The sequence below is a fragment of the Neorhizobium galegae genome (assembly GCF_017877055.1).
GTDB classification, from domain to species: Bacteria; Pseudomonadota; Alphaproteobacteria; order Rhizobiales; family Rhizobiaceae; genus Neorhizobium; species Neorhizobium galegae_D.
The window spans coordinates 1,275,092-1,289,305 of the sequence record NZ_JAGIPG010000002.1; the positions used below are offsets into that span (position 1 = coordinate 1,275,092).

Annotated in this window: 18 protein-coding genes; 3 read left to right on the top strand and 15 right to left on the bottom strand. The window is 60.7% G+C overall.

Going from position 1 to position 14,214, the window contains the following annotated elements; all coding sequences use genetic code 11:
- Positions 1-19: 19 nt before the first annotated feature.
- Positions 20-1,387, top strand: coding sequence for an aspartate aminotransferase family protein (locus J2857_RS16625; RefSeq protein WP_210011198.1), 1,368 nt, complete (start codon positions 20-22; stop codon positions 1,385-1,387).
- Between the two features lie 53 nt (positions 1,388-1,440).
- On the opposite strand, the gene J2857_RS16630 is transcribed toward J2857_RS16625, so the two are convergent.
- Both J2857_RS16630 and J2857_RS16635 read right to left on the bottom strand, forming a co-directional pair.
- The gene (locus J2857_RS16630) at positions 1,441-2,940 is read right to left on the bottom strand and encodes an ArnT family glycosyltransferase (RefSeq protein ID WP_210011199.1); all 1,500 of its coding nucleotides are present in this window, start codon (positions 2,938-2,940) and stop codon (positions 1,441-1,443) included.
- Positions 2,924-3,943 carry a glycosyltransferase family 2 protein gene (locus J2857_RS16635; RefSeq protein ID WP_210011200.1) on the bottom strand — a complete coding sequence of 340 codons (1,020 nt, stop codon included), beginning with the start codon at positions 3,941-3,943 and terminating at the stop codon, positions 2,924-2,926. Before J2857_RS16635 ends, J2857_RS16630 begins: the two co-directional genes overlap by 17 nt.
- An 85-nt stretch (positions 3,944-4,028) precedes the next feature.
- Between J2857_RS16635 and J2857_RS16640 the strand changes: the two genes are divergently transcribed.
- A complete protein-coding gene (locus J2857_RS16640) occupies positions 4,029-4,988 on the top strand; it encodes a lysylphosphatidylglycerol synthase domain-containing protein (protein ID WP_210011201.1) in 960 nt (319 codons plus the stop codon).
- Here J2857_RS16640 and vapC read toward each other — a convergent pair whose 3' ends face one another.
- The 11 genes from vapC to J2857_RS16695 all read right to left on the bottom strand — a co-directional run bounded on the left by vapC (position 4,989) and on the right by J2857_RS16695 (position 10,942).
- Positions 4,989-5,378: a type II toxin-antitoxin system VapC family toxin gene (gene vapC, locus J2857_RS16645; RefSeq protein WP_210011202.1), complete on the bottom strand. Its 390-nt coding sequence runs from the start codon at positions 5,376-5,378 to the stop codon at positions 4,989-4,991.
- A gap of 10 nt (positions 5,379-5,388) precedes the next feature.
- Positions 5,389-5,604, bottom strand: coding sequence for a type II toxin-antitoxin system VapB family antitoxin (locus J2857_RS16650; protein WP_210011203.1), 216 nt, complete (start codon positions 5,602-5,604; stop codon positions 5,389-5,391).
- A gap of 59 nt (positions 5,605-5,663) precedes the next feature.
- Positions 5,664-7,166 carry an AMP nucleosidase gene (gene amn / locus J2857_RS16655; protein WP_210011204.1) on the bottom strand — a complete coding sequence of 501 codons (1,503 nt, stop codon included), beginning with the start codon at positions 7,164-7,166 and terminating at the stop codon, positions 5,664-5,666.
- A gap of 74 nt (positions 7,167-7,240) precedes the next feature.
- The gene (locus J2857_RS16660; protein ID WP_210011205.1) at positions 7,241-7,411 is read right to left on the bottom strand and encodes a hypothetical protein; all 171 of its coding nucleotides are present in this window, start codon (positions 7,409-7,411) and stop codon (positions 7,241-7,243) included.
- A 300-nt stretch (positions 7,412-7,711) separates the two neighbouring features.
- Positions 7,712-8,005, bottom strand: a complete 294-nt coding sequence (locus J2857_RS16665) for a hypothetical protein (protein ID WP_210011206.1) — start codon at positions 8,003-8,005, stop codon at positions 7,712-7,714.
- Between the two features lie 447 nt (positions 8,006-8,452).
- Positions 8,453-8,707 (bottom strand): hypothetical protein, encoded by a 255-nt coding sequence (locus J2857_RS16670; protein ID WP_210011207.1) that lies wholly within the window; start codon positions 8,705-8,707, stop codon positions 8,453-8,455.
- Between the two features lie 86 nt (positions 8,708-8,793).
- Positions 8,794-9,060, bottom strand: coding sequence for a hypothetical protein (locus J2857_RS16675; RefSeq protein ID WP_210011208.1), 267 nt, complete (start codon positions 9,058-9,060; stop codon positions 8,794-8,796).
- A gap of 87 nt (positions 9,061-9,147) precedes the next feature.
- Entirely contained in the window at positions 9,148-9,372 is a 225-nt protein-coding gene (locus tag J2857_RS16680) for a hypothetical protein (protein ID WP_210011209.1), read from the bottom strand.
- An 87-nt stretch (positions 9,373-9,459) separates the two neighbouring features.
- Positions 9,460-9,726 (bottom strand): hypothetical protein, encoded by a 267-nt coding sequence (locus J2857_RS16685; RefSeq protein WP_210011210.1) that lies wholly within the window; start codon positions 9,724-9,726, stop codon positions 9,460-9,462.
- 86 nt (positions 9,727-9,812) lie between these two features.
- Positions 9,813-10,031, bottom strand: a complete 219-nt coding sequence (locus tag J2857_RS16690; RefSeq protein ID WP_210011211.1) for a hypothetical protein — start codon at positions 10,029-10,031, stop codon at positions 9,813-9,815.
- Between the two features lie 572 nt (positions 10,032-10,603).
- On the bottom strand, positions 10,604-10,942 hold the full coding sequence (locus J2857_RS16695) for a DUF2147 domain-containing protein (RefSeq protein ID WP_210011212.1): 339 nt from the start codon (positions 10,940-10,942) through the stop codon (positions 10,604-10,606).
- A 531-nt stretch (positions 10,943-11,473) separates the two neighbouring features.
- Between J2857_RS16695 and J2857_RS16700 the strand changes: the two genes are divergently transcribed.
- Complete coding sequence (locus J2857_RS16700) at positions 11,474-11,740, top strand: sel1 repeat family protein (RefSeq protein WP_210011213.1); 267 nt, start codon at positions 11,474-11,476, stop codon at positions 11,738-11,740.
- Between the two features lie 187 nt (positions 11,741-11,927).
- Here J2857_RS16700 and J2857_RS16705 read toward each other — a convergent pair whose 3' ends face one another.
- Together J2857_RS16705 and J2857_RS16710 are read right to left on the bottom strand one after the other, a co-directional pair.
- Positions 11,928-13,037, bottom strand: coding sequence for a pyridoxal phosphate-dependent aminotransferase (locus tag J2857_RS16705; protein ID WP_210011214.1), 1,110 nt, complete (start codon positions 13,035-13,037; stop codon positions 11,928-11,930).
- Between the two features lie 75 nt (positions 13,038-13,112).
- A complete protein-coding gene (locus J2857_RS16710) occupies positions 13,113-13,976 on the bottom strand; it encodes a LysR family transcriptional regulator (protein WP_210011215.1) in 864 nt (287 codons plus the stop codon).
- Positions 13,977-14,214: the final 238 nt, after the last annotated feature.

Here is a 14,214-nt window from a genome sequence, read left to right on the forward strand (position 1 = left end):
CTGAGGCAGAGAGACAGTCATGACCGATATGCCGCCGCTTTCCAATCTCGCCGCCATCGACGCCGCCCATCACCTGCACCCGTTTTCGGACATGAAGCAGTTGAACGCCAAGGGCGCGCGGATCATCCAGCGCGCGGAAGGCGTCCATATCTTCGACTCGACGGGCAAGAAATATCTCGATGCCTTTGCCGGCCTCTGGTGCGTCAATGTCGGTTACGGCCGCAAGTCGATCGCCGACGCCGCTTATGCCCAAATGCAGGACCTGCCCTATTACAACACCTTCTTCGGCACCACGACGGCGCCGGCGGCGTTGCTCGCCCAGAAGATCGCCTCCCATACGGGCGAAAAACTGAAACGTGTCTTCTTCACCAATTCCGGCTCGGAAGCGACCGACACCTGGTTCCGCATGGCGCGGGTCTATTGGAAGGTGCTAGGCAAGCCGGAAAAGACCTTGGTCATCGCCCGCAAGAACGCCTATCACGGCTCGACGGTCGCCGGCGCCTCGCTCGGCGGCATGAAGCTGATGCACGAACAGGGCAACCTGCCGATCGAAGGCATCCACCACATCAACCAACCTTACTGGTACGCCGAGGGTGGCGACCTTTCGCCCGCCGAATTCGGCCTGAAGGTCGCCCGCGAGCTGGAGGCGAAGCTCGATGAGCTCGGCGAGGAGTGCGTCGCCGCCTTCGTCGCCGAGCCGATCCAGGGGGCGGGCGGGGTGATCATTCCGCCGGAGACCTACTGGCCGGAAATCGCCCGCATCTGCAAGGCGCGCAACATCCTGCTCGTCGCCGACGAGGTGATCTGCGGTTTCGGCCGCCTCGGTACATGGTTCGGCCACCAATATTACGGCTTCGAGCCCGATCTGGCGCCGATCGCCAAGGGCCTGTCTTCCGGTTACCTGCCGATCGGCGGCGTGCTGGTCAGCGACCGCGTCGCCGACGTGATGGTCGAGGAGCTGGGTGATTTCTACCACGGCTTCACCTATTCTGGTCACCCGGTCTCAGCCGCTGCCGCGCTGGAAAACATCCGCATCATCGAGGAGGAGGGCCTGGTCGAACGCGTCCGCGACGATATCGGGCCGTATTTCGCCGCCGCCTGGAAGAGCTTGGAAGATCACGTGGTTGTCGGCCAGGCCGAAAGCGTCGGCCTGATCGGCGGCTTGCAGCTCGCAGCGGATAAAGCCACCCGGCGACGTTACGCAAAGCCCGACGATATCGGCACGCTGGTGCGCAATCACTGTATCGAAAACGGCCTCATCCTGCGCGCCACCGGAGACCGCATGCTCGCCTCTCCGGCGCTGACGATCAGTCGGGCGGAGGTGGACGAGGTGATCGACAAACTGCGCAATGCGCTGGACCACCTGCGAGACGGCGTAAGGGAATGAACCGCCACCACGAGTCAATCTCTCCCCTTGGGGGAGAGGGAGTTCGCGGGTCTCTATCTGCCCAATTCCACCCAGGCATACCCGAACGTGACGCTGTCCCGCCCGCCCGAGAAAAGATAGGGCACAGCCTTGGTCGCGGGCACAAGCCCTTCCACAGCAATCCCGTTCGCCTGCAGATAGGGCTTGAGAGCATCGAGCCCTTCATCGCCCCCCTGCCAGATGATCAGCCCCGGCTGGTGTCTCTCCGCCTCGCCGAGCGGCGGCGTCTGCCCGAAACTCTGCAGCAGCACGCGGGCCTGCGGCAGCTCCAGCCGAGCGCTCCCGGCAAGATAGGGATCATCGGTGATCACATAAGCCAGCCTGGCGCGGGAATGCTCCGCCACCACCTGTCTAATGAACGGGCCTGACGGCAGGTTTTCCTTGGTATAATTGCCGAACATCGGGCCGACGACATTGCCGAGTGCGATATAGACGACGAAACCGAGCGCCAGCACCGCCACCGGAACCAGCAGCCGGGGAATGCTGCGGCTCGTATCCGCATTGGCGGCTTCCAGCTTCAGGCAGAGATAGAGCGGCAGCAGAACCAGGAAGGGCGACAGCCATTTTTCACTGATGCTGGTGGCGCCGAAGCCGAGCCCGATCAGCCCGACGGCGATCAGGCAGATAACGAGCGCCCGGCCGATCACCCGCGTCCACTGGTTCGTCGCCTGCCAGGCATCGATGAGCGTGCGCCGGAAGGCGATCAAGAAAAAGGCGAGCACAGGCGCCCCGCCGGCCAGGATCGCGACGAAAAGCGTGCCGATGCCGGACAGCCGATCGAGGATGGGGTTGCCCGATGCATCCTCGCGCATCGCCTTGATCGTCCCGGCCGTCGCTTCGCCGAGATTGCTGAGCACCCATAACCCGTGTGGCAGGCAGATCACCGCGACGACGGCAAGCGCCGGGATCAGCCGCCAGTCGAGAATGCGTTTGCGCAGTTCCGGTTCCGGCAGGATGGCGAGGATCGCCGCGATTGGAACGACGACGAAATTATACTTGGCGATCAGCCCGAACCCGACCGCGATGCCGGTCAGCAGGTAAGTAGAGAAGCTTGGCCGCGTCAGCGTCTTGAGGAAACCGTAGAAGAACAGTGCGACGGCAAACAGCGTGGCGATCGCATGCGTCAGGTCTCGTTGCGCCATGACGCTGACCGCCGGCATGGCGATCACCCCGATCATGGCGATGGCAACGAGCCGCTTGTCCTTCAGCAAGACCCGCGCCGCGCGCCCATAGACCGCGCAGGTGAGGAAGAGCAGCAGATTCTTGACCAGCGAAATCGCGAAAACCGACGGGCCGATCAGCTGCACGGCCCCGTATTGCAGCCAGTTGTAGAACGGCGGCTGACGGCCGTAGCCCATCAGCAGGAACTGCGACTGGTAAAGCTGTTCCGCCTCGTCGCTTTCGAGCGCCTCCGAGCGCAGCACCCGGAGGATGACCGCGAGCACATAATATGCAGCGATCAGCCAGAGGATGAGGTCGGGACGGCGGGCGAACGCGTCACTGATGCGCCGCATCGCCCTCATAGACTTCCCTGACGATGTAGCTGAGGGCGGTATCTTCCCGGTAATAGGTGCGGGCGATCATTTCGGCGATGATGCCGGTGGTGATCATCTGCACCGCCGACAGGAACAGCATGACGCCGATGAGGAACATCGGCCTTGTGCCAATGTCGTTGCCCATCACGAACTTGTCGATGAACAGGTAGAAGAGGATGATCGCCGACAGTGCCCCGAGCCCCAGGCCGAGCGAGCCGAAGAAATGCCCCGGCCGCGCCTTGAAGCGCATGAAGAACATCACCGACAGGAGGTCGAGGATGACCCGGAAGGTGCGGGAAATGCCGTATTTCGAAACCCCGTGCTGGCGCGCATGGTGGGTCACCGGCATTTCGCCGATCCGCGAGCTCGGCACCACGCCGGCCACCCAGGCCGGAATGAAGCGGTGCATCTCGCCCATCAGCTTGACCTGCCTGATGACGGAACCGCGATAGATCTTGAGGGAACAGCCGTAGTCGTGCAGGCGCACGCCTGTGATACGGCCGATCAGCCGGTTGGCGATGAAGGACGGCACCTTGCGCATCAAGAGACCGTCCTGGCGGTTCTTGCGCCAGCCGACCAGGAGGTCGAGTTCGCGCCGCTCCAGCTCGGCCACCATGCCGGGAATGTCCTTCGGATCGTTCTGCAGGTCGCCGTCGAGCGTCGCGATCAGCCGGCCGACAGCCTGGTTGATGCCGGCCTGCATGGCCGCCGTCTGGCCGAAATTGCGCTGCAGCGCGACGATCTTGAGGTCGAGGCCTGGCTGGTTGAGCGCCTCGCGGGCATTGGCGATCGTCGCATCCGTGCTGCCGTCATCGACGAGGATGAGTTCCCAGCTCGCGGCATAACCGGCCATCGCTGCGCAAATCCGCTCGATCAGTGGGCGCACGCTTTCTTCTTCGTTGAAGAGGGGCACGACGAGGGACAGTTCGATCGGCTCGGCCGTCTCGATGAGGCCCGTCACCGACTCTGCTGTTGTACGCACCTTGCGTTTCTCCTAAACCACGGGCTTGAAACGGCGCGCCCTGATGGCGGCAAAACCCGAAATATCACATGGGGCACCCTACTATATGAAGAATTCTCCGGTTGCCAGCCGGGCGTGGATAATTCGCCACGCGATGACGCTCGGAACGGTGGCGATCATCCTCGTCTATGCCGCCTTCATTCAATGGGTCTGGGGCTGGCAGAGCGTCGTGTCACTGTGGAGCGGGGCCGGCTGGGGTTCGGCGGCGGCTGCGCTGGCACTGCTGCTCGGCACCTATGTCCTGCGCACCTGGCGCATCTACGACTATTTTCCAGCCGAGACCGGCGGCCATTTTGGCACGTTGCTGAGACTCGTGCAGGTCCATAACCTCTTGAACATCATGCTGCCCTTCCGCACGGGGGAGGCGAGCTTTCCGTTGCTGATGAAGCGCGAATTCGGCTTGGGCGTTGCGCGCAGTACCGCGGCGCTGCTCGTCATGCGGCTCTTCGACCTGCATGCGCTGCTCGCCGCTGCCGGAACGGGCCTGGCGCTTCAGACAGGAAAAGCCTGGGCCTGGGCACTTTGGCTCGCCTTCCTCATCCTGCCCGCGATTGCCTTCGCGCTGCGAGGCCCGGCCTTTCGCCTGGCGGCCAAGGTCCTGCCGCACAAGGCGAAAAAGCTCCTCGGCGAGGTGGAGGCCGGCCTGCCGCTCGATGCGAAAGCCTTCGTCCGCGCCTGGGGCGCGACGCTGATCAACTGGTTCACCAAGATCGCCGTACTTGCCTGGGTGCTGGGGCTGCTCGGCGGCCTCTCGATCGCCGCAAGCTTCGGCGGCGCCCTCGGCGGCGAGCTCTCTTCGGTTCTTCCCGTCCACGCTCCCGCCGGTGTCGGCACCTATCCCGCCGGCATCACCGCCGGCGCCGTCGCCTTCGGCGCCGGCACCGCCGGCCTGCCCCTGGAGGAACTCGGCCGGGCCGCCGTCAACACGCATCTCCTGGTGATCGTTTCGTCGCTGGTGGGGACGGCGTTGTCGTTGCTGGCGGCGAGGCCGAAAAGAGCTGATTGATCAGGCGATCTGCAGTCCGAGATACTCTGCCATCGGCAGGTAATCCTTATCCTTATGCAACAGGCTGTGGCCATGTGCGATGCAGTAGGTGCCGATGATCATGTCTACCGTCTTCCGCACGGTAACGCCTCGGTCCCGAAGAGTGCGGTAGTTGGCTGCTGCCGTTATCGCGAGTGAGGGAGACAGCATTTGTGCGACGGGAAAGTCGCGGAAGTTTTGTTCGATCCAGCGGGCCTGACGGTAATCGCGAGCACCCTGAAGCACCTCGAGCATGATGATATCGCCGATAAGAACGACGCCCTGAGCTATGAAAGAGCGCAATCTGTCCGTGACTTCGACATCATCTTTTCGAAATAGCGAAACCCAGACGGAACTGTCCGCGACGATCATTCGCTATCCTTCAAGCCCCAGTCGCCAAATCTCCCGAGTCATTTCGCATCGCATCGAGATCGCCGTCCCAACCGATGCCTTCGAGATTGTGGAAGGCGCGCATCTGCCTGCGGATACGAACCAGATCCTTCAATGCCTGTTCGACCGTCGCTTTTTTCGTCGGCAGGCCGGTCAGCTCCATCGCTTCCGCGATTAGCTCGTCGTCAAGTTCGATATTGGTGCGCATTGCCACCTCGTGTGTATGAATGCCAAAAATCATACACCAAGGCTGGGTCTCCTACAATGTCACTGAAACGCAGTCTCGTAAAAGCTGCGCAGCTTCCTCGAATGCAGCGTCTCTGTTGGCATGGCCGCGAGTTTCTGCACGGCGCGGATGCCGATCTGCAGGTGCTGGCTGACCTGGGTGCGGTAGAAGGCGGTCGCCATGCCGGGCAGTTTCAGTTCGCCGTGCAGCGGCCGGTCCGAGACGCAGAGCAGAGTCCCGTAGGGCACGCGGAAGCGAAAACCGTTGGCGGCGATGGTTGCCGACTCCATGTCCAGCGCGATGGCGCGCGACTGGGAGAGGCGTTTCACCGGTCCGCGCTGGTCGCGCAGTTCCCAGTTGCGGTTGTCGATCGTCGCGACCGTGCCGGTGCGCATGATCCGCTTCAGCTCGAAACCCTGGTAGCCGGTGACTTCCTCGACGGCGCTTTCGAGCGCCTGCTGCACTTCGGCAAGCGCCGGGATGGGGATCCACACCGGCAGGTCGTCGTCGAGCACGTGGTCTTCGCGCACATAGGCATGCGCCAGCACGTAGTCGCCGAGCCGCTGGCTGTTGCGCAGGCCGGCGCAATGGCCGACCATCAGCCAGGCATGCGGGCGCAGCACGGCGATGTGGTCGGTGATCGTCTTGGCGTTCGAAGGCCCGACGCCGATATTGACGAGCGTGATGCCTGCATGGCCCTTCTTCTTCAGGTGGTAGGCAGGCATCTGCGGCATGCGCACCACCGCATCGGTTTCCGGTTTGTCGCTGCCCGCAAGCGTGACGATATTGCCGGGCTCCACGAAGGCCGTATAGCCGTCGCCGCCGCGCGCCATCATCTCGCGCGCCCAGGCCGCGAATTCGTCGATATAGAACTGGTAGTTCGTGAACAGCACGAAGTTCTGGAAATGATCGGCGCTGGTCGCCGTATAGTGGCTGAGGCGGGCGAGCGAATAGTCGATGCGCTGGGCCGTGAACGGCGCAAGCGGCGCCGGCTCGCCGGGCACCTGGTCGTATTCGCCGTTGGCGATCAGGTCGTCGGTATTATTGAGATCCGGCGTGTCGAACAGGTCGCGCAACGAGATGTCGGCGAGCGAACTGGTCGCGGAGGCTTCCACATGCGCGCCTTCGCCGAAGGCGAAATGAAGCGGGATCGGCGTCGTGGATTCCGAAATCGTCACCGGAACGCTGTGGTTGCGCATCAACAGGCCGAGCTGCTCCTTCAGGTAATGCCGGAACAGTTTTGGCCGGGTGATGGTCGTCGTATAGACGCCGGGCGATGAGACATGACCGTAGGAGAGGCGCGAGTCGGCATGGCCGAAAGAGGTTGTCTCGATGCTGACCTGTGGGTAGCAGGCGCGGTAGCGGCCGGTCACGGCAGCGCCATCGGCAAGCGCCGCGAACGCATCGATCAGGAATTTCGTGTTGCGTTCGTAGAGTTCGGTCAGAGCAGCGACCGCTTCGACCGGATTGTCGAAGACGCGCGGCTCGAAGGGGCTCGGGCTGATGAAGGAAAGCGGGGCCAGGGAAAAGATTCGTGTGTTCATGCGCTATTATAGTGGGAACTCAATAACAATCAAACGACGCCAAGGGGTTCCCACCGGTTGATCACATGAGTTTTTCAAAGCGCTGCGACGCAGTTCGGCGTGGCGGGGTGATAACATGGCACCGCCGTACCGAGATGCACGCGCAGATCCTTGCGCGCCGGCGCGGCCACGAGCGCGCCGAAGACGAATGCAAAAATGGTCATGATCAGCGTTACGATTGTCAGGCGGCGTGCAAGGATGGTCATGGTTTTCTCCCCAAAGCCAATGACGGCAGAATAAAGGCGCCGGGCTGAACGCGTCCTGAGGGAGGGTTTCATCCGGGGTTCAGAATGGTTAACGCCGAGAGGCCGGACGGGGCGCCGAATCGTCGATGACTGCGTCCGCGGCAAAGTCATCCACGCCCACCCGAGGCGTGGGGACCCTAGCGATGCCGTCATGAAAAAGCCGGCCACGAGGGGGCCGGCTTCGAAATTGGGTTCTGTCGGTGGAGACGCCATCCCGCGCATTGGCGCGACCGCCCGGGATGCGGTATCTTGAAGCAGCTGCTAGTTATGAGGGCGCAGCGTGCCGTCGTAATAGTCGCCTTCGTCCTGCGCGCCATCAAGGTCGGCATTGCCGCTCGCGCCGCGGGTCATATAGCCGGTGCTGGGATATATGCTGCCGGTCGGCATCGTATCAACGGCCGGGCCGCGGTCATAACCGCGATCCTGTTGGATGGTCGGGGGAGACTGAGGCAGGCCGTTCGGATCCGGATAGACGGCGTTCTGTGCCATGGCGGCACCGGCAAAACCTGCCGAAACGGCAAGAGCGGCAATAGCGGAAGTCAGATAGGTCTTCATTTTTCTGTCCTTTCCATTTGTTCGCATGCTGCGAAGCGATGTCTGCATCGCTCCGTCGAAATACAAATTCCTCGGAGCAAGGATCGTTCCAGCAAAAAAGAAAGGGAATGGCCGGGATTCCTGTTTCCCGATGGAAAACTGAGACGATCCTTAGAGAAAGCGGCGCCACCTGCGGTGGAAAATAGCGAATCTCACGCAGAAGAGCATCAACGTGATTGATTCGTGGAAAGGCTTCACTTAATCTTGAACTCGATGGCTGGTTTCAGAGTCCGGCCATTACGCACCGGAAGGACGATTGCGACCCGTCTTTCCAATCGGTGTCTTGAATGAACTGCGAATGCCAGCCGCTTGCGCGGCTGGCATTTCATTTTTCCGTATGTTTGCTGACTGTTTGATCCCGCACCGGGCTGGGCTCTGTGCGGCTATCGATGGCGACGAACTTCAGAGTCAGTTCGAGCGGTTGACGCCGCTGTAGTAGTCGCCGCTATCCAGATCGGAAGCGCGGTTATCGCGACCACCGCCATTGTTGAACGGAAGCTTGCCGTCCTGACGATCAATGCTGCCGGTGTTCATGCGATCGACGGATGTGACAGGCCCAGTCTTCTGGGCGCCCTGATAATAGTCGCCTTCAGCAAGTGCTGCACCGGCGAACGAAACCGAAGCGATCAGAGCTGCGGCGATTGCGGAAGTCATCTTTGTCATTGTCTTATCCTTTTCAGAGTTGCCCGCGGCAGTGAGTTTGCGACCCGGCCTGCGGACATATGTTCGATATCTTGAATGTCAGGCCGTTAGTTCGGACGAACTGCGCCTTCGTAATAATCGCCACGGTCCAGGGTGACCGTACCGTCGAACGACTGGTGCGACTGGGCGGAACCCTTGGCGCGAGCGATCGAGCCGGTATAACCGAAGCTGTCGACGCGAGCGCCATGGGCGGACTGAGCCTGCTCGGTGGGCTGTGCGCCTTCGTAATAGTCGCCTTCATCGGCGAGAGCGGCGGTGGCGAAGGAAGCCGAAGCGATGAGAGCTGCGGCGATAGCGGAAGTGATCCTGGTCATTGTGGTAATCCTTTCAGAGTGTTCCGCGGCTTTAAGTTTGCGACCTGGCCAGCGGACGGTTGTTTCGGTGTGTTGAGTGAACTTCGATTAGTTCGGGCGGTTTGCGCCTTCATAATAGTCGCCGCGACCGACCGGAGCCGGAATCTGGTGGGCGTTCTGCTGGTCCTTGGCGATGCTGCCGGTCTGAACATGATCGACGGTAGCAGGGGCCTTGGAGGCGCCTTCGTAATAGTCGCCTTCAGCGAGAGCGACGGAAGCGAAGGAGGCCGAAGCGATGAGGGCAGCGGCGATAGCGGAAGTAATCCTGGTCATTGTGGTAGTCCCTTCAGAGTTGTCCGCGGCTCCTAGTTTGCGACCTGGCCTGCGGATTGTTGTTTCAGTGTGTTGAATGAGCTGCGGTTAGTTGGGGCGAACTGCACCTTCATAGTAGTCGCCACGGTCCAGTGTGACGGTGCCGTCGAAGGACTGGTTCGACCGGGCGTTGGAGACTGAGCCCGTGTAGCCGTAGCTGGCGGAAGCCTGAGCCTTCTGACGTGTTGCCGGCTGCTGCTGGCCGGCAGATGGCGGATTGACGCCTTCGTAGTAGTTGCCTTCAGCAAGAGCGGCAGTGGCGAAGGAAGCCGAAGCGATAAGAGCTGCGGCGACAGCGGAAGTGATCCTGGTCATTGTGGTAATCCTTTCAGAGTGTTCCGCGGCTTTAAGTTTGCGACCTGGCCTGCGGAGATTGTTTCGGTGTCTTGAATGAGCTGCGATTAGTTCGGGCGGTTTGCGCCTTCGTAGTAGTCGCCGCGGTCGACCGAAGCCCGGATCTGGTTCTGTTGATCCTGAGCAATGCTGCCGGTCTGAACATGATCGACGGTAGCAGAGGCCTTGGAGGCGCCTTCATAATAGTCGCCGTCAGCGAGGGCGACGGAAGCGAACGAGGCCGAAGCGATGAGGGCTGCGGCGATAGCGGAAGTGATCTTGGTCATTGTCTTTGTCCTTGGATTATGTTCGGTTCGGTCTTGGGTCGAACCGGAGTGAATTTCTGTTTGCGATGCTGATATCGGACCGATCGGTTCGATCCGAAAGCCCTCGTTTCGGCGACTGCTGTCAACGAAACGTTGACAACGAAAATCCTCGCTTAGAAATACCCGTAAAAAGTGCTGAGCATGCTAATTTTTTGGAAAATACCACAAATAAACCGATTAAGTTACGATTCTGTAAGATAAAAAACAAACAAAAACAGATAGATAAACGGGAAGAAAAGAATTTGCACCATCCGCGTGTGGGTTTTGGCGGATCGCGACTTTTTTATGGTTTTTTTGCGGCATAAAACGGGTGCAAGGGGTATGCAAGCTTTTCACAAAACTGTGACATGGGAAATTCCGCGAAATTCCGGGATCAAAATCGATGCCGTTTCCGTGATCAGATTGCCTTTTCTTGATGCGGCGCAGCAAAAGATTGAGGCAGCCCTTGACGGGTAGAAGCGAAAAATGGCCGTGCCCTTGCCGGCGCGACCATCTCTGCACTTCTTTATATGGGACGATATTGGGTAATCGGCTTAGAGGCGCGTCCACGTCTGCGACTTGCAGAGGATGGCGAGAACACAGCCCTTCATCTTGAGCGAATTGCCGCTGACCGAACCGGACCCGCTATAGGTCTTGTCTTCCGCCGGGTCGGTGATCTCGCCGCTATATTCGCCGTCCTTGCCGGAGAGCTTGCCGATCTGTTTGCCGGAATGTTTGCCCGTCTTCAGCGTCACGCAATAGGCAGTGCCGCATTTGCCGATCACTGCGGTTTCGCCGCTGGCGGTCTTCCAGTTGCCTTCGATAGGTTCGGCCGCCAAGGCTCCGGTCGCGGCAAGTGTCAGCACGGCAGCAAGCATCAGTCTGTGCATCATGATAGGTTCCTCCTTCGCTTCCGCCGCCGAGCCTTCGCAGCAACAAACGGCACGGTTTCCTCCAGTTCGCACTCCTCTGCACGAACTCGCGCCGAAATTTATCTTACGCACACGTAAAGGTAAATATCAGATTGGCTGAAAGCGGCGGAATTTCCGCGCTCGGGGAGGGCACTTTTTCCACAGGCCGGAGACGAATTGGCCGATGCGACCCGGATTCGTAGTTAGCGATCGGTTTAATTCGTTTTCTAAATTTTCCGTAAAAATCTCCGCAAATTCCTTAAAATGCAAGGCATCCCATGTTTAACAAAAGCTCAAGTTTACGAAGCGTTTGAACTTTGTTTTCGTTGAATTAATCATGCTTTTTAGGCGTCTTTTGGAAGGTTTGGCCCATAGTGAAGTCATCAAACGAGCGGGAAAAACCGCCGGCCGGAAGGATCGAAACAGCCGCTTGAAGACGGTGATCCGGACGGAGCCCGAAAGGGCAAAAACAGGGCAGACGACGAATAACAGGCTTTAACAGGGATCAAACCGATGGCACGCTTTGAAATGAACAATTCCGGAATGGACACCATGGGTGGCGAGACCCGCGCCGACACTTTCTGCGAAATGGGCCTGATGTATGCGACCGGCCGTGGTTGCGACGTCGATCTCGTTTCCGCTCACAAATGGCTCAACATCGCCGCGATCAAGGGCTCCGACCGCGCCGCCGAACTGCGCGCCGACCTCGCGCAGACGATGAGCAAGATGCAGCTGGCCGCCGCACTGCGCGCCGCGCGCGAATGGATGACCATGCACTGAGCTCCAGGGGGCGCCGTGGTCGACGAATTGACCGGTCCCCCAAGAGGGCCGGCAGGAGAACAATCCAAAAGACATCAACCCAAAAGGGATCGGGAGATAGGGCGGTCGGATCTGGACGGGGGTCGACGCCTGACATTGAGACCGCGACCGGCAGGAACAAGGCCGGCGCGGTCATTTTCTTTTGGTTTTAGAGAGCCTTCAGCACCTTCGGCAGGGCTTCTTCGAAAAGCGCCATGTCCGATTCCGGCCCCGTGCTCACGCGGATGCAGCGGTTGAGCGGCGCCACACCCGGCATGCGGATGAAAACGCCGTGCTCCATCAGCCCATCGACGATCGAACGCGCATAGGCGCCGTCGCGGCCGCAATCGATCGCCACGAAATTGGTCGCCGAGGCAAGTGGCTTCAGCCCGTTGGCTTCAGCGATTGCGGCGATCCGCTCCCGCGAGGCCTTGATCTGCCCGATGACCTGGCCGAGATAGGCCTGGTCCTTCAGCGCCGCGAGTGCGGCGGCGACGCCGATCCGGTTCATGCCGAAATGGTTGCGGATCTTGTCGAAGGCCTCGGCCGTGCCGGGCGTCGAGATCGCATAACCAACGCGAGAGCCCGCCATGCCGTACGCCTTCGAGAAGGTCCGGGTGCGGATGATGTTCGGCCGGTCGATCAGGGCGGAGATATCCGGTGTCGCGCCGGCCGGTCCGGTTTCGCAATAGGCCTCGTCGAGGATCATCAGGCAGGTTTCCGGCAGCGCCTTGGCAAAAGCGACGATGCTGTCGGCATCCCACCAGCTTCCCATCGGATTGTCGGGATTGGCGAAATAGACGAGCGGCGCGTTTTCGCGGCGGACGGCTTCCATCAGCCCGCCGAGGTTTTCCCGATCGTCGACATAAGGCACCGTCACCAGCCGGCCGCCATGGCCTGCCACATGGAAGTTGAAGGTCGGGTAGGCCCCGAACGAGGTGACGACCGGCAAGCCCGGCTCGATCACCATCCGGACGATCAGCCCGAGCAGGCTGTCTATGCCTTCGCCGACCGCAATGTTGTTGGGCTGGCAGCCCAGATGCGAGGCGAGCGCCTGCTTGAGCTCGAAATTTTCCGGATCCGCATATTTCCAGGTGCTTGCGGCCGCGGCGCTGATCGCCTCGATGACGGAAGGCGCCGGGCCGAAGCCGTTTTCATTGGCGCCGATACGGGCTTTCACCATGAGGCCACGATTGCGCTCGATAGCCTCGGGACCGACGAAGGGGACGCTGGCGGGAAGGGCGCTGATCAGAGGTGTAAAACGCGAGAATGCAGGCATGGACTTCAGTTCCGGTTCTCAAAACCGGCACACAATAGGATCGATTCACCGGCATGCAAGTCCGCTTGAGACCGATTAGGCTTCATCGCCGCTAAATCTTTTCGCCTCCCGTTTGAAAAGCGCGTCGAGCCTTTCGATGACCTGACGTACCTCCGGCCGGTGCCGGTCGTCGTCATTGGCGACGATCCACATCGTATAGGTAAGCTCTGGGATGATGCCGCCCTCTTGCACCAGCCCGGGGAACTCATCGCCGATGAAGCAGGGCAGCACGCCGCGTCCGTTGCCGGCAGCGATCAGTCTCGGCAGAATCTCCGGCGAATTGGTCCACGTGCGGATGTGAGTCTCGCGATGCTGGAACACCCATTTGTCGGCCGGCGAATGGGAGCTTTCGGTGCCGATTGAAATCCACGGCATGGCCTCGTCTTCGGCAAGGCCTTCTGCCCTATATATAGAGTGTGCGACGGCGACCGATCGGCGGATCGCCACATTGCCGGATTCCGGCCGCCGTCCGACGACCCCGACATCCGCCTCGCGATAGGTGAAATCCACGCCCTTGTGCAACGACTTGCAGCAGAGCCGGAACCGGTCCTCCTTGCCCCGGATCTCGGACGTGTGCTCGCCGACGAAACCGGCAAGCCAGGCATCGGCGCCGATCGAAACGATCGGCATGGCGAAGGCCTGCGCCTTCCAGTCGACGATGTTGTCAACGGTCTTCTGCATGGCGCGGACATGTTCGAGCAGCGTCTCGCCGTCCGGCGCCAGCCGGTAGCCTTGCTGGCTGCGCACGAAAAGGGTCCGGCCGGTCGTCCGCTCGAGCGCCAGCATCCGCCGGCCGATCGTCGGTGCGCTGATGCCCGTACGGGCGGCGGCGGCGCTTAGAGCGCCCTCGCTCGCCACATGCAGAAACAGCTTCAGATCGTCCCAGCCGGCATCCGTCATCTCAGCCACCTTAGAGTTTCAGCGATGATCTTTCCATCGTTCATGGATGAAAGATGGCTTTCGCCGGCGCGTCTACAAGCCGGCGCCGCAAACCACTAGCTCGACGGCATCACATCATAGATGGAGTGACCGCCATGCTTCTCAACCGGGTAAGACTTTGCGAACAGATGAATAGGAGGAAGCTCTGCCGGAACGGGCGGCGGGATTCGATGGCCGATCCCCTTGCCGATCCTCTGGA